This is a genomic window from Shewanella morhuae, assembly GCF_900156405.1.
Lineage (GTDB): Bacteria > Pseudomonadota > Gammaproteobacteria > Enterobacterales > Shewanellaceae > Shewanella > Shewanella morhuae.
Genome location: NZ_FTNN01000007.1, coordinates 75291 through 100989 on the forward strand (window position 1 = coordinate 75291; position 25699 = coordinate 100989).

Genomic DNA, 25699 nt, shown 5'->3' on the forward strand with positions numbered 1-25699 from the left:
ATTTTATTAGCTGCGATGCAGTAATTTATTTTAGCCAATGAAAAAGGACTCGAATGAGTCCTTCAATAAGTAAGCTGCTTCGATCACACTCGGCTATTCCTGTAGCAGATCGCGACAGATCTGTGTCAGATCAGACTGCACTGCCGCCGCGGTCACTTCGCGTCCTGCACCCGGTCCACGGATGATCAGCGGGTTACCTTGGTAGAAGGCACTGCGGATCACAAACACGTTATCACCTGGGGTTAAGTTAGCGTAGGGATGATGGACATCAATCCACTGCAAGCCGACTTCGGCTTTTAACTCCGGGCCGCTATTATCTAAAGATGCCACATATCTGAGCACCTTATTTTGCTCCGCCGCTGCGCCATATTGCTGCAGTAAATCGTTATCTAACTCGCCAATACGAGCCATAAATTGATCTAAGGGAATATCGGCCAAATCGGCAGGTACGAGTGAGCGCAGTTCAATATCTTCAAGCTCGATTTCAAGGCCAATCTCACGGGCTAAGATAAGCAGTTTACGCTGCATATCGCGACCTGACAGATCGTCGCGCGGATCGGGCTCAGTAATACCTAAGCCTCTGGCTTCAACCACTAATTCAGAAAATGGCTTACTGGTGTCGTATTTCTCAAATAACCAACACAAGGTGCCAGAAAAAATCCCGCCCACGGCCTCAACGCTATCACCGCTGTTACGCAAATCATTCAGCGCATGTTGAATCGGCAAACCTGCGCCGCAGCTGGCGTTATAGCGCCAAAATAAACGACGGTTACCTAACTGCTGCTTTAACTCACGGTAAAAAGGCAGTGGGCCTGATCCTGCGAGTTTATTAGCACTGACCACATGAATACCGCGCTCGAATAGCTCAGGGTATTGCAAGGTTAAACTGGCGCTGGCACTGATATCTAAGGCCACCAGCTCATCACATTTAACCTGTTCTAACTGCTCGAACAAATGCTCGTACTGCCAAGGCGTTGCCTCAGTATTAAACTCACTCTGCCACGCCGCAAGATTAATCCCTGCGGGCTTTATTAAGGCTTTACTCGAACTGACTAAGCCGACTAGCTCAACGCTAGCTTCAAGTTCATGGTCAAGTGATACTGAAACCGACTTAAATAAATCAACCCATGCTTCACCGATATTGCCTACACCCAGCAATAAAACGCCAATGCGCTTACGCGGGCCTGCACAGCGGCGATGCACCTTTTGCGTTAACAGATTGACCTGTGACTGTGGTACCAAAGTCACCAGACTTAAGTCACCGCTAAACAAAGGTTTAGCGTCACGGCTCAGTAAGCGAGCAAAACTGCGACGATAATGCTCAGCATCAGCACTGACTAATGCCACTAGGCCGAGATCTGTGTTGATCTGCTGATCGCTGATCCCTAATGCTTGCTCTTGAGCGTCGAGTAATATTTGAACTTGTTTTTGATTTTCAGCGGTATAGGCCAGCTCAACTCTTTGATGGGCAGACGTCCAATGGGCTAATGGTGTTAAACCCGCTGCGATCAACGAATCTAATAGGCTTGCTAAGTCACCCGTGAGTTTAAAACCAAATAACACCACAGCATTAAGATTAGTGACTACTGGCGCGCTCGCCGACGAGCTGTGCGGTGCAATCAAGGTAAAGTCTGTGTGCGAGGCATAACTTGAGCGCACCGCTAAACTCACTTCGGTATTAAACAGCGGCTGCAAAGTGCGGCAATGCAATACTGGTGAGCCTAAACGCGCTAGACGGTCGGCTTCAGCAAGAGACATGCTTTTCAGTAATTTGGCATCGTTGATCTTATTCGGGTCAGCATTGAACACCCCTTCTACATCAGTCCAAATGGTTACCCGCTCAATATCGGCAAGGCTGGCAATTAAGCTAGCACTAAAATCTGAGCCGTTACGGCCAAGCAATAGCGTATCACCACGCTCGTTGGCGCAGATAAACCCTGTGATAACCAGTCGCTCATTTGGGTGCGTTGCCAATAACGCTTGTACTTTAGCACGGGATTCTTGCAGCCGAATTTGCGGTACTGCGGCTTCATCAGCAATTAAAATGGAACAGGCATCCACATGGCTTGCGGCCACACCAGATTCGCGCAGCAGCGCCGCCATCAAACGAGCCGACCAACGCTCGCCAAAACTGACCACATAATTCACTTGGTATTCGTTATGCTGTTCAAGTGATAACAAAGTCACTAATTGCGATCTATCGGTACTTAAACGCTCGCGTAAATCGCGGGCCTGCTCACTGGATAACAGTTGTTCAATCAAACCTTGTTGGTAGCTAATTAAGACCTGTAATTCTTCTTGCCATAATTGCCCAGCATCACGCAACGACAGTAATTTATACAGGAAATTGGTGCTTTTACCCGCCGCAGACACCACCACTAAATCATCACTATGACCGTGGGTTAATAGAATATGGGCGACTCGGCGATAACAATCGGCATCCGCTAAACTGGAGCCACCAAATTTGTGTAAGTGACAACGTGCCATCTATTATTCCTCTACTGACAAACCGCAACCGCGGCGAGTCCTGCTTGAATATCTGCAACTAAATCGGCGGCATCTTCAATCCCCACCGACAGACGCAATAGGGTCTCTTTTATGCCCGCCTCAAAACGCGCCTGCGGCTCCATGGCTCTATGGGTCATAGTTGCAGGCACTGCCACTAAACTTTCAACGCCACCTAGGCTTTCTGCCACGCTAAATAACCTGAGCGCACCTAAAAAAGCTACGACTTCGGCCTCGCCGCCCTTGAGCTCAAAACTCAGCATAGCGCCAAAGCCTTTTTGCTGCTTGGCTGCAATAGCATGACCGGGATGATCCGCAAGACCAGGATAATAGACTTTGCTCACCACAGGGCTTTGGGTTAACACGGCTACAATACGCTGGGCATTGGCTTGATGCTCACGAATACGTACCGCTAAAGTACGCAGACCGCGCAGGGTTAAGTAACTGTCAAAAGCCGACCCAGTTAAGCCTAACGTGTTCGACCACCAATGTAAGTTTTCGCCGATTTGTGCATCTTTGGCGACCACAGCGCCACCAACCACATCACTGTGACCATTGATATATTTAGTGGTGGAGTGGATAACAATATCCGCGCCTAACAATAGGGGTTGTTGCAATATCGGCGATAAAAAAGTGTTATCGACCACCACCAGCGCACCAATCTCATGGCTCACTTTAGCAATGGCCTCAATATCGACCACGCGCAATAATGGGTTCGATGGGGTTTCGAGCCACACCATTTTTGGTTTTTGTGCTATCGCAATCGCTAACGCTTGGCTGTCGGTTTGGTCAACCACAATTAGCTTAAATTGGCCTTTCTTTGCTAAGTTGATAAATAAACGGTACGAGCCGCCGTAGCAATCGTGGGGCACAACTAATAAGTCATCAGGCCCAAGTAAGGTGGTGACTAAAGTGATGGCCGCCATGCCCGTGCAAGTCACTATGCCAGTGGCACCCTTTTCTAATTGCGCTAACGCATCGCCTAAAATGCAGCGAGTAGGATTGCCTGAACGACTGTAATCAAATTCGCGGGGATTTTTATGACCATCAAAGGCGTAATTAGTCGACAAATAAATCGGTGGCACTACTGCGCCATATTGGGTATCAGTTTCGATACCCTGACGCACTGCCAGTGTGGCTAATTGATGCTCTGCCATGGATGGGCTCCTAAATTCGGTAGACAGATAGAGATGTCTGGACGTCTAAATGTACCTAAGCCCAGCGCTATCGTCAATAGGAGTTAAGACGTTTAGACGTCTAAACATAAAGAAATCTATTTGCATCATAAAGAAATAGTCGCAATAATTTGACTGTTGTTGGTAAGAGTTTAAAATCTGCCCCGAATTTAGCGTTATAACAGGTGAGTCAATGACTGAATGGAATGGGGAATACATCAGCCCCTATGCTGAACATGGCAAGAAGAATGAACAAGTAAAAAAAATTACTGTGTCTATTCCGCTCAAAGTGCTTAAGGTCCTTACGGACGAACGAACTCGTCGTCAGGTCAATAATTTGCGTCACGCCACCAACAGCGAGTTGTTGTGTGAAGCATTTTTGCACGCCTATACTGGCCAGCCATTGCCGAATGATGAAGATCTGTCAAAAGACAGTCCTGATAGTATTCCTTCTGAAGCCAAGTTGTTGATGGATCAAATGGGAATCGAGTGGGAAGATATGGAATAGCGATTCATCGCATCAAATATCACAGTGCTCATCAATAGGGATCGTTAACGATCCCTTTTTGTTTATATCCAAATACCCTCAACACACAATACACAATACACATTTTGAGATTGTTTGAGTATTAGGAATACTTATGTTTTCAATGATTGACCCGCAAACACTCGCCTTAGCCTCGCTAGCGGTGTTTCTTGGTGCTTTAACTCAGAGCCTGATTGGATTTGGTCTTGCGGTTGTCGCCAGTCCACTACTGTATATTATCAATCCACAGCTTGTACCTGGTCCCGTGATTGCAATGGGGTTCACAATCTCCCTACTGACCTTAATGCGCGAGCGTGGCCACTTAGAATTCAATGGCTTGCAATATGCTCTTATCGGCCGAGTGCCTGGTGGTTTTATCGGCGCAAGCCTGTTGTTGTTTGCGCCACAATCCATATTAGGTTTATCTATCGCCGCCATTGTGGCCGTAGCAGTTATTCTTAGCCTGTACAAATTTAGCCTACCAGTGAATAAAAAAACGCTTTTCGGTGCGGGATCGTCTCAGGGATTTTCGGTAATATCGCCGCCATCGGTGGCCCACCGATGGCGATACTGTTAGCAGGTAAAGATGCCTCACAGTTTCGTGCTGCACTATCTGCCTTTTTTATTTTTAGCTCTGCCATTGCCATGGGGATTCTGGCGATTACTGGCTTATTAGAAATAAAGCACCTGTGGTTGTCGTTAATGTTGCTACCTTCGGTGATTTTAGGTTATTTAGTCGCGGGGCGATTAGTGGGCCGAGTCGATAAAGATAAGACTAAAATGGCGACTTTGATTCTTTGCAGTATCAGTGCCTTAGTATTAACGGTGAAATCCGTTATTGAGCTATTAGCCTAATAAGTTGTCCTTTACAGGTAAAATACCTTTGCATTCTGGTAATAAAAAAGCACTGATATTATCAGTGCTTTTCTTTATCTATCAATATCTAAAGCCAGTTCACGCTCAACTTAAATAGCTTTGTCCTGCATATACAATAAAATGTCTTAAGGCGAGCACGCCCGTTAAGCTAGCACACGCCACCATAATCATTGCCCCCTTAGTGTGACGCGTCGCAGCTGGTAACAGCATAAACAGCAGCGGAATACCAAAGCCAATTCCAATAACGCCTACCCAGAACACGCTAGCCCATAAACCAGAACTTAACGATGCCAACGCCGCAGCCGCCGCGCCACCTTTAAAGTACAAGGCGCAAAACAACATGAACAGTAGCAAGATTTCAATCGCCATTACGGGCAACTCTAAACCGTGCATCTTCACTAAGGTTTTATCGTGGCTATCGGTTTTAAACATCACTAACGCCAATAACGCATTGGCCGCCGCTCCCGCCGATAAACCCGATACTAAAAATAGCGCCGGTAATACCGCTGTATTGAGCATTGGATAAGCATTCATCGCCGATATTAAGAAACCAGTGTAAGCGCCAACGCCAATGGCGAGGACAAACAGCAGCACTTCAATCAGTTTTCTAAATGGCATAAGTAACTTAGCGACAGGAGTGAGGAAACCCAAACCCCATTTGGGTAAGTCATCCCGCAGCACTAACACCGCATAGGCGAACGCTAAGGGCGAATAAGCCAGTAGCGCGAGTACACCAATAGCCATCACAGATTGGAAGTTATAGTGAATTAAAATCAGCCAGAAATGGAATGGTTTAGTTAAATCAAACACTAAGCAAGCCAAACCTAAGCTAATTGCTACTGGTCCAATAATGGCAGCCGCTTTGAGAATACCGCTTTCAGCACCAGTGCTGAGTTCATTATTCGCCCAGCGTAAACTAATGCCAATCAATAAACTGCCGGCGGATAACCCCGCCATAAATAAGTAGACGGCAATGACCCAGTGCCAAGTGACGGGATCATATTGCGCCATACCGCCCCAAGTATTGTTCATAATCCAATCCCCCCTCTTTTGGTAGGAACGCGATATACCCTAGGCTTAGTGCCTAAGTGGGTTTTATCTTGATAGGTTATTTTAGTGTTGAGCATGATGGCGACTTCACTGTGTGGATCATTAGCATCGCCAAACACTAAGGCATCGGTTGGACATACCGTTACGCAGGCGGGTTCTTCGCCACGCGCTAAACGGGTGTCTTTACAGAAGTTGCACTTATCTGCCGCTTTGGTTTCTGGGTTCATAAAGCGTACTTTATAAGGACACGCAGCCACGCAGTACATACAGCCGACACACTTATCGGTGTGGATAGAAATAATACCGTCTTCACCCACATAAGCCGCGCCCGTTGGGCACACCTTTACGCAAGGTGCATCTTCACATTGCTGGCAAGATACCCTGTGGTATTTAAAATGCAGATTAGGCATTTCTCCAAACGGCCCTTCAACACGCACCTGTAGACGGGTTACGCCTTCGGGTACACCATTTTCACTGCGGCACGCCACGTTACAAGCTTGGCAGCCAATGCACTTATTCTCGTCGTGCACCATTACATATCGTTTGTTCATTTAAGCCTCCGATTAGCGCTTTGCCAGCGTGACGCCCGTGGTGTGCACAGTCATACCGCACACGGGAGCTGTAACATGGGGAAGTAAATTACCGCAGTGGATACCTTTGCCTGTCGCTCTAACCAACTCTTTGTTTTTAGAACCAAAGCCCATATAAGCAAACACGGTATCTTGGCGAATACCCGGTGTGACTAAGGCATGACCTTCTTCAGTGCCCACACTACTGGTGAGCTGAATGGGGTCGCCATTGCGGATCCCTAACTTGCCCGCTGTAACAGGGTGAACCCATACGGCATTATCCGACATCAAGCTCGCCAACATAGGCACATTGTGGGTTGCGCCATTGGTATGCACCGCCACTTTGCCTTGGATAAAGTACAACTCATCTGCTTTTTTGAGTGTCACTTCGCGAAACTTAATCACCCCGCGCCCCGGCGCCATCGCTTCAACCTTGGCAGAACTCAGTTCAATTTTACCGCTGGGCGTTTTAAAGCTGAGTACGCTGGCGTAAGTACCATCATCGTCCATCGGCCGTGCGCTTGGATAAGCCTTAGTAAAATCAGCCACCATTTTGGCATCGCGTAGCATTAGCGGTTTACCAAAGCTCACAAAACCTTCGTCTTTAATGCGTCGCAGTAGATCTGTATCGCGGTTAACCTGCAGCATTTGCAGTGTCTCCATGTTTTCCCATGGATAAAACTCGCCAAGACCCATCGCCACGCCAATATCCTTAAAAATCTGCCAAGATGGCTTAGTGTCACCTAAGGTTTCAACAACCCGTTGACGCACATAATAAGCAGGGTTTTTACCGGATTTATCGGCAATTTCTTCGTCACGTTCAAGATAGGTCGATTCAGGTAAAATCACGTCGGCATAAGCGGCGGTTTCACTAATATACACATCGCACACCGCCACAAAGTCGAGCTTTTTCAAGGTTTCAACCACCCGAGCTCTGTCGGTCAGGGTTTGCATTGGGTTAGTGCGTGACATCACCCAGCCGTGTAGTTGATAAGGCACAGCGCTTAATGTCGCATCGAGAATGGTTTGATACACGCCGCCTGAGGTCCACATCATGGCGTATTGCTCTTCCACCTGATCGATACGCTTAGCTTGGGGTTTAGGCATATCTTTTATGCCGGGTTTACCAAGTACGGGGGCTACATCTTCGCCAGCGAGTTTGTTGTAATCAGCCGGTTTTTGGCCGATATAAATCCCGCCTTTACATTCAAGATTACCAATCAAGACGTTAGCGGCGTACAAGGCGCGGCGCATCTCAAACTCTTCAGTGGTAAAGGTGGCTCTATGGCCAAAATCCACCACGGCATGGGGCGCCTTAGCGGCATATTCGTGGGCAATGCGGCGAATATCTTTAGCTGGCACATCAGAAATCGTTTCAGCCCATTCAGGCGTATAGGCTTTAACCTCAGCGGCAAAGGCTTCAAAGCCTTCAACATAGCGTTCAACAAACGCCTTGTTATAAAGGTTATCTTCAATTAATACATGGCATAACGCCAAGGCAACGGCCACATCAGTACCGGGACGAATGGCGTACCACTCATCAGCCTTATCAGCCACAATTGAGAATCTTGGTTCAAACACCACCAGCTTGGCACCTTTGTCCATTTGCGCCGCCATCATGCCGCGGGTTTCGGACATATTGATGCCTTCGTACAGGTTATGGCCGAAGTTAATGATGTATTTTGAATTACTTAAATCGCGCTTAACCTTAGTACCAAAGATGGCCTTAGCGGCAATTTCATAACCACCGGGGCAAGTCGAGGCATGGGTAAAAGTATTGGGGCTACCAAAAGCGGTCGCGAGGTGAAACAAATGCTTTTCTTGTGAGCCAGATTTAGACGAGAACGCCACAGCCTCTGGGCCATGTTCTTTTTTGATTTTATTTAAATTATCCGCAATTAAACGGTAGGCTTCATCCCAACTAATCTCGGCCCATTTACCTTCGCCACGCTCGCCAACCCGTTTTAACGGTTTAACAATACGCTGCGGATCGTACAATAAACTATGGCCTGCGCCGCCACGGGCACACACTTTACCGCCAAAGGCTTTAGCGGCTTTATTACCACTAATAAAAACATTTTTACCCTCAATCACCCGCGCCGAAATCGGGCAACGGGTCGAACACATTTCACAGATACTGGTAATATCTTTGCCCATACCCTTTAGCTGCTTATTCTCTAATGCGGCTAAGCTACCGGGCAGCAAACTGGCTAACGCGCACGTTGCACCGCTTGCCCCCACTCCCTTTAAAAAGGTTCGCCTATTAAGTCCAATCATAGTTACCTCCATCACACTCATTCCACTCGTATCGCAGATTAGCGATAACGCAATACGCTTCGCTGGCTGATTTTTTACTTTTTATTTCAATATTTTTATATCTTTGATATTACAAATTTAATCCACTGCGGATTTTCACAGTTATTGTTATTCCAAAAGAGGTAGGCGGATATTGTGGTAAACCACATCAACAAGTTGACTGTGATCTGTCGCAACTAAAATTAAAAAAAAGGCTAAAAATACGTGAATAGGATCAACGGCAGGAAACACAGACTTTCGGGTGATGACAGAGAAATATTATTAATATCAATAAATTGCTTTATTTTAGATATATTTGAATAAGTAAAACATATTAAAATACATCAAAAAACAACTTAAAAGAGTACAGCTAAGTCGTTAATCGCCTATAGCGCTTTAAGCCAGCACTAGCCAAAAAAAAATAAAGCAACAACGACTCAGATAAGGAAAAAACAAGCAAAAAAATACCACCCAGTAAAACTAGGCGGTATTACAAAATCAAACGGCCATTGAAATACATTAACAATACAACGACGAACAATAGATTAATCCATTAGCTCGATATCGAGGCAATTAAGTAGGCGAATCGCTTCGTCGCGGCTAAATTTCGCGCCCTTAATTTTATTGTTAAAAATATCGATATCGTAATGGGAAGCCTCACTAAAATCGGCTTCAAGTAATTGGCTACGACCGAACAGACTATGACTAAAATCCGTGTAGGTGAAATTAGCTTGGTTGAAACTGCCCTCGCGAAAATCCACATCGTGGGCCTTGCATTCTTCAATGATGATTTCATCTAATGACAAACCTAAAAAGGAGCAGTCATTCAAGATGCATTGTTTAAAAGAAAATGGCGCAGCAAAGGCTAAACGCGACCATGCGGCGCGGGTCCAATCTATGCCAACTAATTTACACTCTTCAAACTCTACCCCACTAAACTGACACTGAGGTACTTTAACTAAACTCAAGTTACAGCGCACAAAGCGGCAATCGATAAACTTACACTTACGAAAAATACTCTCGCTAAAATGACAATCTTGAAAGCAGCAATCTTCAAACTCTATTCCTTGCCACTCCTGTGCTATTTCGGACAAACCATTAAAGTGTTTTGATAAAAAATCATTTCCCTTAAAAGCCGTATTGGGCTCTACAACTGGCGCCATACCAACCTATCCTATTGATATTATTTATTTTAGAGATTAAACCTACAATGGCTTTAAGTGTGACTATCTGCGCGCCAACATACAACCGCTTTATGCTATTAAGTCACTTTACCCGATGAAATGTTTAACGATATAGCCTAATTATCTTGTAAAACGCACACATCCACATAAATAGCCGTGGCAAATTTGGTCAAAAAAGGTAAAATGCTGCCACTTTTTAGCGGCAGTCTAAAACAAGGTTATCTCGGATTAATGGTGAGCATTTTCGAGCAAAATACTACGGCAATCGCCCCCTGCGAACCACGCTCAATGTGGTGCCAACCTTGCTTTGCGTTTGTTCTTCCTCAAGCATTATCTCCTGCAGATACCATTCAAATGCCGCTCACTAATAAGATTATTACTGCTGAAAATTTAACATCAAATCCCGCAAACTGGCTGAACGCTTTACGCCCTAAGCCAAGCGCGAATAATAAAGCGGTTGCAATGAATCTGGCTGTTTCTAACGCCACTGCCCGTCTGCAAACCGATACTTATAAAAACCTAATCCCTACACTCTCTACCCTAAGGAATACTCGTCATGAGTCTTGCTGATTCCGTATTAGCTATCAATAACGATTTGCCTATCCGCACCGACAGCCCAGTCCACAGCGGCAAGGTTCGCAGCGTTTACTGGCTCACCGATGCTGACAGTCGCCGCTTAATTACTACTAAGGGTTACAACGTCCCTGAAGATACTCCGCTCGCCATCATGGTGATCAGCGACCGTATCTCGGCCTTCGACTGTATCTTCCACGGTGAAGGCGGCCTCAAAGGTATTCCCGGTAAAGGCGCGGCATTAAACGCGATTTCTAATCATTGGTTTAAACTGTTCGCCGAAAATGGCCTAGCCGACAGCCATATTTTGGATATCCCACACCCGTTCGTATGGATAGTACAAAAAGCCCGCCCAATTAAAGTTGAAGCCATTTGTCGCCAGTACATCACCGGCTCAATGTGGCGCGCTTATTCAAAAGGTGAGCGAGTATTCTGTGGCATTACACTGCCAGAAGGCTTAGAAAAAGATCAAAAGCTACCAGAGCTGTTAATCACCCCATCGACTAAGGGCATTTTAACCGGCATCCCAGGCGTGCCCGCCCAAGATGATGTAAACATCAGCCGAGCCGACATCGAAGCCAATTACCAAGCCTTTGGCTTTGAAAAGCTTGCTGATATTGATCTGTACGAGAAGCTGTTAAAAGACGGCTTTAAGGTAATATCTAAAGCGCTGGCCGACATTGATCAAGTGTTTGTCGACACTAAATTTGAGTTCGGCTATGTCACCGACAAAGACGGTAATTCAAAGCTTATCTATATGGATGAAGTCGGTACTCCAGACTCATCACGCATTTGGGACGGCGCCGCCTACCGCGATGGCAAGATTTTAGAAAACTCTAAAGAGGGGTTCCGCCAGTTCCTGCTGAATCATTTTCCCGATCCTGATGTATTGCTAAATAAAGACAGAATGCCAGAGCGTGAAGCCCTCGCCCGTGATAATGACCTGCCACTTGAGGCCATGATGCAAGTGTCACGCACTTATACCGGCGTTGCTGAGAAAGTGACTGGCGCCCCAATCCCACTGCCAGCGAATCCAAAGGCAGATATCATTAAGATACTCAAAGATGAGTATGATCTGATTGTGTAGTAGAGAGTTGTGATCAAATCTGAGGTTTTGGGTGATTTGCCCATAACTGAATAGTAGGAAAGGCGCTTAGGCGCCTTTTTATTTGATTTATTCATGAGCTTAACCAATACATCGCTGATAATTAAGCACTGTCATTCCAGTGACACGCCATAAACTCATCCATGAGGGCTCGACGACGGCATCCATGCCGTCAACGGTCACTTCCATGCCAATGCTTAATCCCGCCAACCCATCTAGCAATCTGTATGCCTTTTTACAAGCATACACTTTGCAAATTTAACAATGGGTGGCTCGTTAAATTTTTGCCGTAAACAGTGTTGGTATTATGGTCAAACTTCCAAGCTCAATGCCTACTAGAAACCAATTAAATGGTAGTACAGTTAATTGTATTTTTTTGCTTTTTTGTAGTAATATCAATCGCAACTGGTTATTAAATCACACACGATAATCGTATAATAATTTCCAGCTTGATATATTAACTTTTATTATCTCGAAGTCTCAATTGGATGTGAAATAGAATTGTATGTCTAAAAATAAGAAAGTTTGCGTGGTTTTAGGTAATGGATTTACAATTGACTTTATAAACTTTGTCTCTAAATCATCATTAAGCATATGGAACAACATTGATGTCAGCAATCTTTTTTCACATGGAGGTTATTTAAAATGGCCATCTAATAAAAACCCAGGGTTCCTATCAAAAAAGTATACCCCTCACTTATGGGAATTAGGTGCACGCCCTTATCTAAGTAAGGATGAAACCATTCAGTTAATAGAGAAAATTGTTACAAGCGTTAATGTTTATGCGTTGAAAGGTGAAAATGGCATAAATAAAAGCCAAAAATATTTACTAGCATATAAGGAACTGACGTCATACCTAAAATATTTATTCATTCATTTCAATGAAAAAATTGATTCAATGCCTGAGGATATAAATAGTTGGGCATGGGCTTCATTTTTCTCCGCTCTCGATAATTCAGAGGATGTAGATGAAGTTACTATTATCACCTATAACTATGATATATGGCTAGAAAGAGTGCTACAGAGTATTAATATTGAGTTCGAATTACCTCCAATGACAAAGAAAGGAGATAAGTGCAAATTCAAATTATTCAAGCCACATGGATCAATTAGCTTTAAATATAAAGAAGACTTACCACTCTCTAGCTTCAATATTAATTACCAAGATCTTAAAGCGGATTGTTCCTCTATAGATATAAAAATTAAATATGATGATCTATGCACTAACAATCCTATTATTTTTTTGATCCCACCGGCAGGCGATGTCAATCGAACTAAAAATGGTTGGAATACTAGTTTGCGGCAAATATACGAACCTAAAATCAAAGAGATGAACAAAAATGATTTAATGATCATTTCTGGAATTTCATATTGGCATGTAGATCGCGCTGAAATTGACAGCATTTTAATTGCACCGTCAAATGAAATTGACTTAATAAATATCAATCCAGCAATGGATAAATATTTTGAATCCGTGATAAATAGTTTGTTCAATAATTACATTCATTTTGATAGCAGTGAAATTTTAAAGGAGCTAGTGTTATGAGTATTCGTTTAAAAAGAAAGTCAAATACAATGACAATTTCCTCGCTAAATGAATGGCGAACATTAAAAAAATTTAACATGACACCTAGTTATCAAAGGCATAGCGTTTGGAGTAGTGAACAACAGTCTTTATTAGTTGATAGTATTTTAAAAAACATACCTATACCTCCAATCTTTCTTCGTGAGCATATTGATAAGCAGGGTAAAACGACTTTTGAAGTTATTGATGGAAAGCAGAGGCTAACTTCTATCTTTAAGTTTATAGATAATGAAATTGCAACTGCAGATGATGATAATGATGCTCTTCATGTTGAGGCATTAGCTGGGCTTTACCTTTCAGATTTAGAAGAAAATGATGATTTTGAAGATGCGCTCAGCGAGTTCTGGGCTTACCCATTACCGATTGAGTATGTTTACACTAAAGATGATAAAACAGTTGAAAAAATATTTGATCGTTTAAATCGAAGCGGTGAAAAATTAACAGGGCAAGAACTAAGAAATGCTAACTATTATGATTCCATGCTGATAAAGTTAGCCTATAAATTTGCTAAATCAACATATTGGGATAAACAACTTGATATAACAAACAAAACTCGAATGGAGGATATTGAACTTGTATCTGAATTTATATTTCTTCTTATCGAGAAACAAGAATTATCAGCATCACCAAAAGAAATTGATGCATTGTATAATAAATATGCAAATAGCAAGACGGTTAATTGGGTCGAATTGGAAATTGAATTATTTAATATATCTTCATTTTTCGAAAAACTAGACATTGACTTTACTGAGTATAATGTGTCTGGTGTTAGTCACTTATACGGTGTCTGGGCATTCTCATATTACTGTGTGACGAATGGTATTGATGCTAACATTAAAAATAAAGTTCATGAATTTTATCAAAACTATAAAAACTCTAACTTTAATAAAATCGGTGCATTGGCTATGTATAAATCAAGTATGATGAATGCAACCAAAGGAAAAGGACAACGGAAAAAACGTCGTACTGCATTGGTTGAATACTGTATAAAGTAGCGTGCAGCTTACTTTGACCCCAATCAGTTAATAGACATACAAAATATAGGACATGAATTACTCTTTTCAAGAAAGATAGGGCAGGCATAACTCTTTTAGATTTAACAGCAAACACTATGGCCACAGAAGTTCACCCTCCCCTCGGAGTTGCCGCAGGGTGTAATGGTCTAATTGTAGTGGTCAACACCGCGGCGTCAGAAGTTCACCTCCCTCGGAGCTGCCGCTAGGGGCTGATATTTAGGAAGCGAACCTTCTGAAGAAGAAACATGGTGTTTCGTGCAAAATGGTACAGTGAGATTTTGTTGGTATTTTGCAACTAAGAGACATTAACTGAATTTAGAGGTATTTTTATGGAAAAAATGTTATTGCTAATTTTATTGATAATATCAGGTTGTTCACATCATAATGTTACAGATGATGAAGTTATAAAACATTATTACGATAATTCAGTTCTGTATAATGAGCTAGCAAAGCAATCGTGTTCTCAATTTGAGGATCTTGCTAGTGGAGAAATCGTAGAGATTACCAGCAACGATAAGAAATACCCAATTATAGCTAATAATTTAAAACAACTAGAAAGAGATTCTATTTATATTGACCGGAGAGATGGAGAATGTAGTTTACAACTCATTTATTTTGGTGAGGGTGCTTTTAATGCAGTCAACGTATTTTATTTAAATTTCAACCTAAAAAAACCCAAGTTATATGATGATAAAACTGATAAAGCTAGCGTAAGAGATAAGATGAAACGCTATTATTTTGATATGCCACTGTCAAATGGTTGGTACTTCTCCTATGAAACTTACTAATTAATCTACTCTAGTTCTCTTAGATTTAATTAATTTATAGTATCTAGCGTTAAAATAAGTTAACTATTAGTTCTACCTAAAACGCCTGATGAATCTCATTGGGCATTTTGTATTTTAAAATAAGCGAAACCAACTAAAATTTACAATAAAATAAAAAGGCGTGACACTTTAAGTGTCACGCCTTAATAATTAGCACTTGAACTATAAATATTACAAAATACTAATTAGAAACGATATTCAACACCGATACTGGCTTGATTAAAGTCTGTATCGGTTTTTCCGCCATTGGCGACATTATCAACATTAATATCTGCATCATACCAAGTGTACTCAGCATTAATTAAAAATCGATCTGTGACTTTAAATGCCACACCGGCACCGGCGAATACACCTTCGCCATCGTCATTACCAGAAAAACCGACGACGTCATAATCTGTCGAATACCATAACTGACCACCTTTAGCATATAGCTCTACTCGGTCAGCAATCGGAAGCATAACTTTAATAGCTGCCGTATAACCATCGGTTTCGGCATTTGCTACACCATTACCATAGTCACCAAAGTTAATGTAACTACCTTCAAGGGCAAGATATTTATTAAACTTATAACCAACAAGCCCCTGCATTACATCACTATTATCATCAAAATCATCATCGCCATCGACTTTTAAATAACCGTAGTTAGCGCCGACATAGATTCCGTTTTCTGCGGCATCACTGTTGCTCATGTTATCAGCATGAGAATATGCACTAAAAGAGGCTAAAGAAATCACAGCTGCTAAAGTTAAAATGTTATTTTTCATAAAGAACTCCTAGTTAATTATTTAAATACGCTAGATACAATACAAGAGTAATGCCAAACTTAATTAACTAATGTTTACAAACAAGAACAGTCAAACCAAAAACAATTGAAATCAACCAATTAGAGTAAAAAACATCTAATGCAAATTAAATAGGAAACACTTACCAAGACCTATATTAGTCTCATATTCATATAACTCTATCACGACTAAACGCTGTCTAAATGTATTTATTGCCTATGTATTTGTAACTATTTCCGAGGAAAAATAAAGACACAACAAATAAGCTACATTTAACGATATTATTTATCATTTATATTAATAAAATGAAATAATATAAATGATAAATAGGCATAACTCTTTATTTAACTGACGAGCAAGCTATGTCCAGTTACCAAACCTTCAACAAAAGATTAAATCTTCACGCAAACAAATAATGCATTACCGGATACACAATCCCACGGCACAATTTTTTCATAATCATGTTCAAAAATATGTACGTCAAAATAAGGGGCTAACAATTGCTGTAACTCAGTAAAACTGGTGGCGACCATGGTATGTTGATCTTGCCATAGTTCTATCTCTTGCAAACCTGCATCTGGTGTATCAAATAGTGGTAAAGCGTCTGCTAGACTAGCCATAAACGGTTGGCGACTTTTGGCAATATTCAATTTTAAAAGCTGTTGTTCGCCTTCACCGCCATAATGCCAGCCTGACTCAAAAGCAAAGTGATGAGCTTCAAACTCGGTAAAATGCTTAACCGAAGTGGTGTTATCGATTTTGTGTTTATCAACGCTGTTAAAACAGAATAAACCACCGTCGTTAAGCGCACTGTGTACACTGGCAATACAACTTTTAAGGCGCTCAATACTTTGGCTGTAATGGATAGAATATAAAAAACAGGTAATTAGGTCGACGCGCTGTTCAAGGTGAAAAGCGGTCATATCTTGGAGGTTAAACTGTGCTTCAGGACAATGGCGCATCGCCATATCAAGCATAGGCTGATTGATATCTAAACCACTACATTGGTAACCAAAGTCGATAAAATGTCGTACATGCGACCCCGTGCCACAGGCTAAATCAAGGTGCTGAAGACCATTATTACCTAAGAATTGTTGTAAACGATGAATGCTAGCACTCTGCTGTTGATAGTTGATATCACTGCACATTAAATCGTAATAAGCGGATAAATCGGTATAGAGCGCGTTAGAAGACATAGTAGCGGAACATTCACGGGGCAATTTTAGGTGGCGCATGATATATCAGTTCGACCACATCAGAAACAACCAATTGCCCATCTACGGTTACTGCACAAGTCGCGGTGATAGAATAAATCTTAACTTAAGCGCCCCGCTACAGTAGAGCTAGCGCATTTTACGTTAGCGCATGAAAGTTGAGTTCAGCAAAAGTACTCAGATGCTCAAGTTGCGGTTTAGCAAAGTAGTAACCTTGAAAATATTCAATCCCTATGGCAGCGAGATAATTAAGTTCAGCTTCAATCTCAATGCCTTCAGCTAATACCGTGGTGTTCTGCTCAAGGCACATGCGTAAAATATCATCGACGACTAGCTGTTTAGCGGGTTCTAAATGAATGTCGCGGATCAAATTCATATCCAATTTTAATACGTGTGGACGTAAGGCTTCCAGCCAACTGATATCTGCATAACCACTGCCAAAATCATCAATAGCCGTAATAAACCCACGCTTGGCATAACTTTCAAAAATACGGATTAATTTATTAAGGTCAACGATTTGCTCGCCTTCAATCACTTCAAACATGATTTTTCGGATATCAAAGCCATACATATCAGCGGCTTCAATGGTCGCGCGGATACAAGTTTCAGGGTTATAGACCGCATTGGGCAAAAAATTGATACTGAGCATCTTATCGAGCCCCAGCCTTGAAGCCGTTTCTATCGCTTTAACGCGGCAAGCCTGATCAAAATAATATTTATTGTCGTCATTAATTCGTTCAAATACCCATGCAGCGCCCTGCCCATCAGGGCCTCTAACAAGGGCTTCATAGCCACTAATCTGCCGGCTCGGCCAATGAATAATGGGCTGGAATGCCATTCTAATTTCAAATCCTAGCGACTTGCCACTTAAGCAATCCATACAAGTTTGTTGTTTTATACGTGCGGGAAAATCCATAAACGGTCTCCTTAATATGGCAGCTAGTTAGTGTGAGGATAAATTGTTAATTTTGCCAGTTTTATACTCCATCATTGCAATTTAACTGACAAATAAAAAATTAATAAAAACATCTACAAATCAAGCTTGAAAACTAAGTAAATGAGATAGGGCAAACCTACGTGGTTCGCCCATATCAATAACCGTTCTTTATTTACTATTTCAGTTTATAAATCACTTCAACTCTATCTTCAATGCTCACTTGACCGTATTGATAACTCTCAGTCGTCCCCATGGCTTCAGCTTTAGCATTCATACGCAACATGACAGGTTGCACAGGACGTTGATCGTAATAACGGATTTGCCAAATTTTACCGAGACTTTCCCCAAAGCCTTTAGCCAAAGACTCGGCTTTTTGTTTAGCATCAACAATCGCAGCTTGGCGAGCCTTGGCAACATATTCAGCTTCTTTACTCGACTTTAGAGCAATATTATTTACCCGATTCATACCCTCTTCTAAGGCTGAGTCTAAAATAGTATTCAGTCGACTTAAGTCTGTTATTGTCACGGTAATTTGGCGACTGGCAGTGTAACCCGACAGTTCAGGCCCTTTATCCTGCACATATATGTATTGTGGTTGTAGATTTAAGTTGGCACTCTGAATTTGATCTTTAGTCACACCCGCTGCAGTAAGCCGAGCGATAAACTTCGCCACGGCGGCATCAGAATTATCCTTAGCGGCTTTGGCGGTTTTTTCAGTAACCGCCACTTCTACCGTCAAATCGGCCATATCGGGTTCGACTTGAATTTGACTGACGCCCAGCGTTTCAATGTGTGGAAAATCAACTTCTGCTGCCAGTACAGCGGGAGCTATCAGCATGCTAGAAAATAAACTACCGGCCACGAATATTGCTAAAAAGGATTGTTTCATCACTGACTCCAAAAATAATATCTAAAATCCCAGCGTTAACATGGGATAGCGAAAACAAGAAACCGGATACCAACCTTCACCGTTAATCCTGATACTTCCCTATAAACGCAGGGCAAAATCAAAAGGGTTAATGTTTATAACAAATATTGATAAAAAACATTTATATTTTTTAGTGCGCCCCAACGCTGCGATGCTGCACTAGCGCTTATTCTTATATCCATAAACAAAATAGGGCTAAAGACGACTTCATATACTCGCCTTTCAACTGTACACTTTTCAGCCAAATTTACTGTACCTTTTAATCACTTCAGGTATAATCCGCCAACTTTTTTAAGGTTGCTTTAAACCTCAGCGAGAAACCATGACAGTTCAAACTTTTAAACCCAAGCAAACAACCACGCTTGATATCCCAGTAAAAACATTAGAAGCTGCCAGCACTAATGCTGTTGCTACTGGAAATCGCATTGGTTTCATATCTTTGGGTTGCCCAAAAAACCTCGTGGATTCTGAGCGAATTCTGACTCAATTACGCATCGACGGCTACGAAGTGACTAATACTTATGACAATGCCGATCTGGTTATCGTCAATACCTGCGGCTTTATTGATGCTGCGGTTGAAGAGTCCCTTGATGCGATACGTGAAGCCCTAGAAGAAAACGGCAAAGTGATTGTAACTGGCTGTCTTGGCGCTAAAGAAAACCAAATCCGTGAAGTGCATCCAGATGTATTAGAAATCACTGGACCACACAGCTACGAAGCCGTGTTAAAGCATGTTCATAAGTATGTGCCTAAGCCAGAACACAATCCTTTTACATCATTAATCCCACAAACTGGGGTTAAGTTAACGCCTAAGCATTACGCTTATTTGAAGATTTCAGAAGGCTGCGACAACCGTTGTACTTTCTGCATTATTCCTTCACTGCGTGGTGACTTAGATAGCCGCCCAGCGGGCAGCATCTTAGATGAAGCCAAACGTTTAGTGGAATCTGGCGTACAAGAAATTCTCGTTGTGAGCCAAGACACTTCGGCCTACGGCAAAGACAAAGGTGGTCGTACCGATTTTTGGAACGGTATGCCCGTTAAGCAAGACATTACTAGCCTAGCTCGCCACCTTGGTAAAATGGGCGCTTGGGTGCGTTTGCATTATATCTACCCATACCCTTGGGTTGACGATTTGATCCCGCTGATGGCGGAAGGTTTAATCCTGCCGTATTTGGATATTCCAATGCAGCATGCAAGCCCACGTATCCTGAAGATGATGAAGCGTCCAGGCCGTGTTGACCGTCAATTAGAAGCGATTCAACGCTGGCGCGAAATCTGCCCAGACTTAGTGATCCGCTCAACGTTCATTGTTGGCTTCCCAGGTGAAACTGAAGAAGATTTCCAAATCCTACTCGATTTCTTAAAAGAAGCACGTCTGGATCGCGTTGGTTGCTTTAAGTATTCAGAAGTCGATGGCGCTGTCGCCAACACCATCGCCGAGCTTATCAGCGAAGAAGTGAAAGAAGACAGATACCACAGATTTATGGAAGTCCAAGCTGAAATCAGCGCCGAGCGTTTAGCCCGTTTCATTGGCCGTACCTTAGACATTTTGATTGATGATGTAGACGAAGAAGGCGCCATTGGTCGCAGCTTTGCCGACGCACCAGAAATCGACGGCATGGTGTTTATCAATGGTGAAACTGAGCTTGAGGCCGGTATGTTAGTGCGTGCGCGCATTACTCACTCAGATGAGCACGATCTGTGGGCTGAAGTGGTAGACGCTGATACCCAAGACTAAGCCAGTCTTAATATAAGACATGCGATTACTAAAAAAGCGAACCACAGGTTCGCTTTTTGTTTTTTATAATTCAATACAGTTTACGCACTAATGTTCCGAATGCCTTTAATCAGTTTCTAGATCTGCATTTATATCAGCGCCTAATCCTATGATTTGAACCCTATGATTTAAACCCTATGATTTGATGCCTGAGACTTGAAGTATTAGACATCAAGCATCTGGCCCTAGCATTTTATTCGCATCGACCCAAAGCGTGAACTCTTCTGCGGTCACCAACTCAAGCTCTAATGCCGCTTGGCGCAATGTTTTGTGCTCAACATGGGCTTTTTTGGCTATCTTAGCGGCTTTTTCATAACCAATGTGTTGATTGAGCGCCGTAACTAACATCAGCGAATTTTCCACATGCTGAGCAATCTGCGGCTCATTCGCCACTATGCCGACCACGCAATGTTCGTTAAATGACTGGCAGGCATCGCCCAATAAGCGCCCCGATTGCAGCACATTAGCAATAATCATCGGCTTAAACACGTTGAGCTCAAACTGACCATTACTGCCGCCAATACCGACGGCAACGTCGTTACCCATAATTTGCGCGCACACCATAGTCATGACCTCGACCTGAGTCGGATTCACTTTTCCCGGCATAATAGACGAACCCGGTTCATTTTCAGGCAGTAATAACTCACCGATGCCGCAGCGCGGGCCAGAACCTAACATCCTAATATCATTTGCAATTTTCATTAAACTGACCGCAGCGACTTTATAGGCCGCCGACAGCGCAACCAATTCATCGTGAGCGGCAAGCGCGGCAAACTTATTTGGCGCAGTCACTAACGGTAAGCCTGTGAGTTTTGCGATATTGCCAGCCACCTTAACCGCGTAATCCTTATGCGTGTTTAGCCCAGTACCCACGGCAGTCGCGCCTAAGGCTAACTCGGCTACGCGCTTAAGACTGTGCTTAATAGCTTCGATAGCGTGACTTAACTGCGCCGCGTAACCCGAAAATTCTTGGCCTAAGGTTAACGGTGTTGCATCCATAAAATGTGTACGGCCAATTTTAACGATAGATGCAAACTCATCAGCCTTATCCTGCAAGCTCTGCTGCAATAACGTCATGCAGGGCAAAACGAGCTCAACCGCTTGGCGATAGGCAGCAATATGCATAGCAGTAGGAAAAGTATCATTAGAGGATTGTGAGCGGTTAACATCGTCATTGGGGTGTAAGTATTTGACCGCATCGCTGAGTTGCCCGCCGCTGAGCACATGACCGCGATAGGCAATCACTTCATTGACGTTCATATTGGTTTGCGTGCCGGAGCCCGTTTGCCAAATCACTAAGGGAAATTGTGTATCTAGCTCACCAGCAATTAACTCATCACACACTTTAGCAATCAGTTGCGCTTTATCCGCTGTTAAGGTGCCCAACTGTTGATTAGTGATAGCGGCGGCTTTTTTCAAGTAACCAAACGCATGGATTACTTCAATCGGCATAGATGCGCTAGCACCAATACGAAAATGCTGCCGCGAACGCTCGGTCTGCGCGCCCCAGTAGCAATCTGCAGGGACTTTTACCTCGCCCATAGTGTCGTGCTCGATTCGATATTGCGCTGACATGCATCTCTCCTTTACGAAAAACCTCTGTGATTAACCATACTCGCTCAAGGCAAAAGTACCAGTTCATTCCAAACTAATGAGTCCGAAGAAAGACGACTATCAAGCATAAGGCTGATTTAAGTGTAAAGACGGAAGTTGAGATTGGCGAAATAGCATAAACGGGCAGAATTAGCGGGGTATAGAACAATGAGTTAAACCGATAAAAAACAGACTAACAAAAACTCAAACCTAGAAAGTCAAAAGGGGCATCGCCCTTGTGCTGATGCCCCTTTCGGTTACTCATTTTAAATGCCTTGTCTTTACGGTCGTATGACCCTTTGCCCTTTTTCGCTCTCTCGGTTCGAGTCCGAAACAGAGGGCTAGTCACCAATGCTTTTAAGGCATTGTCGGCAATTTTGCCTCGTCCACTATCGTGTTCTATGGTCACGACCACCGTATTTTGCTTGTTCATTGCACCTCCAAAGATGACGTAGAACGGTTGAAATAATAAGCCACTTGGTTAACTAGGCCACTATAGCCCAATATGGGGATATGTATAGAGCCCCAACTCCCAACCTAAAAATATCGTACGCGACTTAACATTCCCGCCATCGTTCCCCTTGATGCTATCTCTGCGACAATATGTCGCACCTACAATCCTAAGGGGTTGATTATAATGCCGTACAATGAATCCTAATCAATGAAAGGTCATCACATGGCTGTATATTTCTCGCGTTTATCCCATCCCTTTAAAACGTCAATACTGTATTCATCTGTCGCGATGGCGATGGGCTTAGTATCTATGCCGCACGCGATGGCTGACGCTAGCGAATTAGCTAATATTGAACGCTTAACAGTCCATGGCCAAACGATCGCAAACCGTAATGCACTCGGTTCAGCTGAAAATTTACTCAAAGGGCAAGGGGTAGATTTCTCTGAAGCGGGAGGTGTATCAGCCTTGCCTATTCTCAATGGCATGATGGGCGATCGTATCAAAGTGCTCGTTGATGGCGCAGACATCACCGCTTCTTGTGCAAACCAAATGAATCCACCGCTTTCTTATATCTCAGCCAATCAAATCACCACAGCGGAAGTGATTGCGGGCGTATCACCCGTTAGTGCCGGTGGCGACAATATTGCAGGCGTGATTAAGGTTAGTAGCCTGAATCCTAAGTTTGGTGAAAGCGAGACAATTAAGTGGAATAGCGGCGATATTTCAACAGGATATCGCAGCGTGAGTGACGCCTTGTTACTCGGTGCCCAAGCGACGGTGGCCAGCAAAAATGTCAGCCTTAGTTATCAAGGCGCCTATGAAGATGCCAACAGTTATAAAGATGGCAATGGCGACAAAGTGTTAGACACGCTGTACCGCGCCCAAAACCATGCGCTGACCGCAGCATGGCGTGATGATACGCAAGAGTTAGCCATCAAACTGACACACCAATATATTCCATTTCAAGGTTTTCCGAACCAATACATGGATATGACAGATAATAAGAGTTACGGTGCCCTCGCCCGCTATCAACTCAAACTCGACGATGACGGTGAGTTCAGTGCCCAATTCAACTGGCATGGTGTGAAGCACGAAATGGGCTTTTTCACCCCAGAAAAAATCGGCAAAATGCCAATGAACACTGAGGGTGACGACTACAGCTATCAATTGCACTGGCGCTTGCCAATGGGCGATAACAGCACGTTATTAGTCGGCCAAGAATTCTATCTTTATCAACTGAATGATGTTTGGCCTGCGGTGCCGGGCACTATGATGGCGCCTAATGACTATATCAATATCAACGATGGTGAACGCCGCCGCGCCGCCGTTTATGGCGAATGGCAGCAAGATATGAGTGCAAACTGGTGGTTATCGGCGGGCATTCGCTACGAGTATGTCACCACCAACACCGGTGAGGTCCAAGCCTATAGCCAAACGCCGATGATGGGCATGCCTAATATGGATGCCGCAGCGGCACAGGCCTTTAATGCGATGGACAGAAAACGTGATGATAATCTTATTGATGCCACCTTGCTGGCCCGCTACCAATTATCGACTAATCAACAACTCGAGTTCGGCTTAGCTCGTAAAAATCGTACACCCAATTTGTACGAACGCTACAGTTGGGGTCTTGGTGCTATGGCGACCAAGATGATCGGTTGGTATGGCGATGGTAATGGTTATGTGGGTAATGCAGATCTTAAGCCTGAAACAGCCCATACACTAAGCGCAGCCTATAAATATAATGGCGATCGTTGGCAAGCCTCTACCACGGCTTGGTATACCGCCGTCACCGATTATGTTGATGCAGAAGTGATCGGCAGCTTTAATAGCAATACACCAACAGATAAACGTAATCTGCTTAAGTTTACCAACCTCGATGCCAATCTTTATGGCGCTAAGTTCAACGCACTTTATCTATTTGCTGAAACGAGCGGCGGCAACTGGCAAGTTGCAGGCAACGTAAATGTGACCCGCGGTGAACGAGATAAAGGCAATGAGCCTTTATACCAAATCAAACCCTTGCAAACTGAGCTGGCGCTGCAACATCAGTTAGGTCAATGGGAAAACCGCCTTTCATGGCAATGGGTGGCGAATAAAGATCGTATCGATGACCGCCGCCTCGAAAATGAAACCGACAGCTACTCATTGATTAATTTGAGCAGCAGTATGAAATGGCAAGATTTTAGCGTCAGCTTCGCGGTCAATAACCTGCTCAACAGCGACTATGAGTTACCACTGGGCGGTGTCAGCATTGCCGAGTTTAATGTCGATAACAGCAATGGCTTTAACCAAATTGCAGGGGCTGGCCGCTCATTCGAGCTCAGCGCAAGCTATGTGTTTTAATACCAACCACATTAAATATCTAATCAGTTCAGAGCCTCACAGGCATTTCAATCCGAGGCGCATTGACGCAGAAATGGTATTCCCTTTTAAGTCAATGCAACACGGGAGTGGGATGCCTGTGAGGCTCCCAAAGGGCGGGTTTCAACGCGCTTTATACTGCGTTTAAGGCTTTCGACAGAGCACCACTATGCCTTCAAGCCTTCGCCTTGTCTAAAGCGCGTTGAACTCCCGCTGAATGAACAGATATTTAATACGATTGGTATAAGCTAACTGATTAATCCTTAAGCCACAAAAAAGGGCAAGCAGATGAAATAACTCATCGCTTGCCCTTTTTTATGCGCTAAACGCATTCACAATCAGTCGCTAAAATTAGCTAAAC

21 protein-coding genes and 1 pseudogene are annotated in these 25699 nt (G+C 43.4%); 9 read left to right on the forward strand and 13 right to left on the reverse strand.

Annotation, left to right across the window (positions count from 1 at the left end; genetic code table 11):
* Positions 1-93: 93 nt before the first annotated feature.
* Together BW947_RS10055 and metB are read right to left on the reverse strand one after the other, a co-directional pair.
* Positions 94-2487: a bifunctional aspartate kinase/homoserine dehydrogenase II gene (locus BW947_RS10055; protein WP_076499160.1), complete on the reverse strand. Its 2394-nt coding sequence runs from the start codon at positions 2485-2487 to the stop codon at positions 94-96.
* 11 nt (positions 2488-2498) lie between these two features.
* Positions 2499-3662, reverse strand: a complete 1164-nt coding sequence (metB, locus tag BW947_RS10060) for a cystathionine gamma-synthase (RefSeq protein ID WP_076499162.1) — start codon at positions 3660-3662, stop codon at positions 2499-2501.
* Positions 3663-3873: 211 nt separating this feature from the next.
* Here metB and metJ point away from each other — a divergent pair, with 211 nt between their 5' ends.
* Both metJ and BW947_RS10070 read left to right on the forward strand, forming a co-directional pair.
* Positions 3874-4188 (forward strand): met regulon transcriptional regulator MetJ, encoded by a 315-nt coding sequence (gene metJ / locus BW947_RS10065; protein ID WP_076499165.1) that lies wholly within the window; start codon positions 3874-3876, stop codon positions 4186-4188.
* A gap of 133 nt (positions 4189-4321) precedes the next feature.
* Positions 4322-5061, forward strand: a pseudogene (locus BW947_RS10070) (sulfite exporter TauE/SafE family protein).
* A 105-nt stretch (positions 5062-5166) separates the two neighbouring features.
* On the opposite strand, the gene nrfD reads toward BW947_RS10070, so the two are convergent.
* From nrfD to BW947_RS10090, 4 genes are all read right to left on the reverse strand, one after another.
* Positions 5167-6114 carry an NrfD/PsrC family molybdoenzyme membrane anchor subunit gene (gene nrfD / locus BW947_RS10075; protein WP_076499167.1) on the reverse strand — a complete coding sequence of 316 codons (948 nt, stop codon included), beginning with the start codon at positions 6112-6114 and terminating at the stop codon, positions 5167-5169.
* Complete coding sequence (locus BW947_RS10080; protein WP_076499170.1) at positions 6111-6683, reverse strand: 4Fe-4S dicluster domain-containing protein; 573 nt, start codon at positions 6681-6683, stop codon at positions 6111-6113. Before BW947_RS10080 ends, nrfD begins: the two co-directional genes overlap by 4 nt.
* A 12-nt stretch (positions 6684-6695) precedes the next feature.
* The gene (gene phsA / locus BW947_RS10085; protein WP_076499173.1) at positions 6696-8978 is read right to left on the reverse strand and encodes a thiosulfate reductase PhsA; all 2283 of its coding nucleotides are present in this window, start codon (positions 8976-8978) and stop codon (positions 6696-6698) included.
* A gap of 563 nt (positions 8979-9541) precedes the next feature.
* Positions 9542-10159, reverse strand: coding sequence for a pentapeptide repeat-containing protein (locus BW947_RS10090; RefSeq protein WP_076499176.1), 618 nt, complete (start codon positions 10157-10159; stop codon positions 9542-9544).
* Between the two features lie 204 nt (positions 10160-10363).
* Between BW947_RS10090 and BW947_RS10095 the strand changes: the two genes are divergently transcribed.
* Complete coding sequence (locus tag BW947_RS10095; protein WP_076499179.1) at positions 10364-10750, forward strand: hypothetical protein; 387 nt, start codon at positions 10364-10366, stop codon at positions 10748-10750.
* Positions 10737-11840 carry a phosphoribosylaminoimidazolesuccinocarboxamide synthase gene (locus tag BW947_RS10100; protein ID WP_076499181.1) on the forward strand — a complete coding sequence of 368 codons (1104 nt, stop codon included), beginning with the start codon at positions 10737-10739 and terminating at the stop codon, positions 11838-11840. The genes BW947_RS10095 and BW947_RS10100 overlap by 14 nt, the downstream gene beginning before the upstream one ends.
* A 99-nt stretch (positions 11841-11939) precedes the next feature.
* Here the strand turns inward: BW947_RS10100 and BW947_RS18710 are convergent, their stop codons facing one another.
* A complete protein-coding gene (locus tag BW947_RS18710; RefSeq protein WP_159436983.1) occupies positions 11940-12080 on the reverse strand; it encodes a hypothetical protein in 141 nt (46 codons plus the stop codon).
* 283 nt (positions 12081-12363) lie between these two features.
* Between BW947_RS18710 and BW947_RS10105 the strand changes: the two genes are divergently transcribed.
* The 3 genes from BW947_RS10105 (at position 12364) to BW947_RS10115 (ending at position 15247) form a co-directional block, all read left to right on the forward strand.
* Positions 12364-13404: a hypothetical protein gene (locus BW947_RS10105; protein WP_083948169.1), complete on the forward strand. Its 1041-nt coding sequence runs from the start codon at positions 12364-12366 to the stop codon at positions 13402-13404.
* A complete protein-coding gene (locus tag BW947_RS10110) occupies positions 13401-14438 on the forward strand; it encodes a DUF262 domain-containing protein (protein ID WP_076499183.1) in 1038 nt (345 codons plus the stop codon). Before BW947_RS10105 ends, BW947_RS10110 begins: the two co-directional genes overlap by 4 nt.
* A 350-nt stretch (positions 14439-14788) precedes the next feature.
* A complete protein-coding gene (locus BW947_RS10115) occupies positions 14789-15247 on the forward strand; it encodes a hypothetical protein (RefSeq protein ID WP_076499185.1) in 459 nt (152 codons plus the stop codon).
* Positions 15248-15471: 224 nt separating this feature from the next.
* Here BW947_RS10115 and BW947_RS10120 read toward each other — a convergent pair whose 3' ends face one another.
* The 4 genes from BW947_RS10120 to BW947_RS10135 form a co-directional block, all read right to left on the reverse strand.
* A complete protein-coding gene (locus tag BW947_RS10120; RefSeq protein ID WP_076499187.1) occupies positions 15472-16050 on the reverse strand; it encodes a porin family protein in 579 nt (192 codons plus the stop codon).
* Positions 16051-16460: 410 nt separating this feature from the next.
* A complete protein-coding gene (locus BW947_RS10125) occupies positions 16461-17264 on the reverse strand; it encodes a class I SAM-dependent DNA methyltransferase (RefSeq protein WP_076499189.1) in 804 nt (267 codons plus the stop codon).
* Between the two features lie 157 nt (positions 17265-17421).
* Entirely contained in the window at positions 17422-18198 is a 777-nt protein-coding gene (locus tag BW947_RS10130; RefSeq protein WP_076499191.1) for an EAL domain-containing protein, read from the reverse strand.
* A 196-nt stretch (positions 18199-18394) separates the two neighbouring features.
* Positions 18395-19108 (reverse strand): oxidative stress defense protein, encoded by a 714-nt coding sequence (locus BW947_RS10135; RefSeq protein WP_076499193.1) that lies wholly within the window; start codon positions 19106-19108, stop codon positions 18395-18397.
* A 361-nt stretch (positions 19109-19469) separates the two neighbouring features.
* Here BW947_RS10135 and rimO point away from each other — a divergent pair, with 361 nt between their 5' ends.
* Complete coding sequence (gene rimO, locus BW947_RS10140) at positions 19470-20888, forward strand: 30S ribosomal protein S12 methylthiotransferase RimO (protein ID WP_076499195.1); 1419 nt, start codon at positions 19470-19472, stop codon at positions 20886-20888.
* A gap of 210 nt (positions 20889-21098) precedes the next feature.
* Here the strand turns inward: rimO and fumC are convergent, their stop codons facing one another.
* Both fumC and BW947_RS10150 read right to left on the reverse strand, forming a co-directional pair.
* Positions 21099-22502, reverse strand: coding sequence for a class II fumarate hydratase (gene fumC / locus BW947_RS10145; RefSeq protein ID WP_076499198.1), 1404 nt, complete (start codon positions 22500-22502; stop codon positions 21099-21101).
* Between the two features lie 211 nt (positions 22503-22713).
* A complete protein-coding gene (locus BW947_RS10150; protein ID WP_076499201.1) occupies positions 22714-22953 on the reverse strand; it encodes a ribosome alternative rescue factor ArfA in 240 nt (79 codons plus the stop codon).
* Positions 22954-23196: 243 nt separating this feature from the next.
* Here BW947_RS10150 and BW947_RS10155 point away from each other — a divergent pair, with 243 nt between their 5' ends.
* Positions 23197-25320 carry a TonB-dependent receptor gene (locus tag BW947_RS10155; RefSeq protein WP_083948175.1) on the forward strand — a complete coding sequence of 708 codons (2124 nt, stop codon included), beginning with the start codon at positions 23197-23199 and terminating at the stop codon, positions 25318-25320.
* The last annotated feature ends 379 nt before the right edge of the window (positions 25321-25699 follow it).

Coding starts and splice junctions, on each gene's coding strand:
- metB (WP_076499162.1), bottom strand. CDS start 3,662: ATGGCAGAGCATCAATTAGCCACACTGGCAGTGCGTCAGGGTATCGAA.
- phsA (WP_076499173.1), bottom strand. CDS start 8,978: ATGATTGGACTTAATAGGCGAACCTTTTTAAAGGGAGTGGGGGCAAGC.
- BW947_RS10120 (WP_076499187.1), bottom strand. CDS start 16,050: ATGAAAAATAACATTTTAACTTTAGCAGCTGTGATTTCTTTAGCCTCT.
- rimO (WP_076499195.1), top strand. CDS start 19,470: ATGACAGTTCAAACTTTTAAACCCAAGCAAACAACCACGCTTGATATC.
- BW947_RS10055 (WP_076499160.1), bottom strand. CDS start 2,487: ATGGCACGTTGTCACTTACACAAATTTGGTGGCTCCAGTTTAGCGGAT.
- fumC (WP_076499198.1), bottom strand. CDS start 22,502: ATGTCAGCGCAATATCGAATCGAGCACGACACTATGGGCGAGGTAAAA.
- metJ (WP_076499165.1), top strand. CDS start 3,874: ATGACTGAATGGAATGGGGAATACATCAGCCCCTATGCTGAACATGGC.
- BW947_RS10150 (WP_076499201.1), bottom strand. CDS start 22,953: ATGAACAAGCAAAATACGGTGGTCGTGACCATAGAACACGATAGTGGA.
- BW947_RS10100 (WP_076499181.1), top strand. CDS start 10,737: ATGAGTCTTGCTGATTCCGTATTAGCTATCAATAACGATTTGCCTATC.
- BW947_RS10095 (WP_076499179.1), top strand. CDS start 10,364: ATGCTGCCACTTTTTAGCGGCAGTCTAAAACAAGGTTATCTCGGATTA.
- BW947_RS10110 (WP_076499183.1), top strand. CDS start 13,401: ATGAGTATTCGTTTAAAAAGAAAGTCAAATACAATGACAATTTCCTCG.
- BW947_RS10115 (WP_076499185.1), top strand. CDS start 14,789: ATGGAAAAAATGTTATTGCTAATTTTATTGATAATATCAGGTTGTTCA.
- BW947_RS10090 (WP_076499176.1), bottom strand. CDS start 10,159: ATGGCGCCAGTTGTAGAGCCCAATACGGCTTTTAAGGGAAATGATTTT.
- BW947_RS10080 (WP_076499170.1), bottom strand. CDS start 6,683: ATGAACAAACGATATGTAATGGTGCACGACGAGAATAAGTGCATTGGC.
- BW947_RS10130 (WP_076499191.1), bottom strand. CDS start 18,198: ATGGATTTTCCCGCACGTATAAAACAACAAACTTGTATGGATTGCTTA.
- BW947_RS10125 (WP_076499189.1), bottom strand. CDS start 17,264: ATGTCTTCTAACGCGCTCTATACCGATTTATCCGCTTATTACGATTTA.
- BW947_RS10105 (WP_083948169.1), top strand. CDS start 12,364: ATGTCTAAAAATAAGAAAGTTTGCGTGGTTTTAGGTAATGGATTTACA.
- nrfD (WP_076499167.1), bottom strand. CDS start 6,114: ATGAACAATACTTGGGGCGGTATGGCGCAATATGATCCCGTCACTTGG.
- BW947_RS10135 (WP_076499193.1), bottom strand. CDS start 19,108: ATGAAACAATCCTTTTTAGCAATATTCGTGGCCGGTAGTTTATTTTCT.
- BW947_RS10155 (WP_083948175.1), top strand. CDS start 23,197: ATGGCTGTATATTTCTCGCGTTTATCCCATCCCTTTAAAACGTCAATA.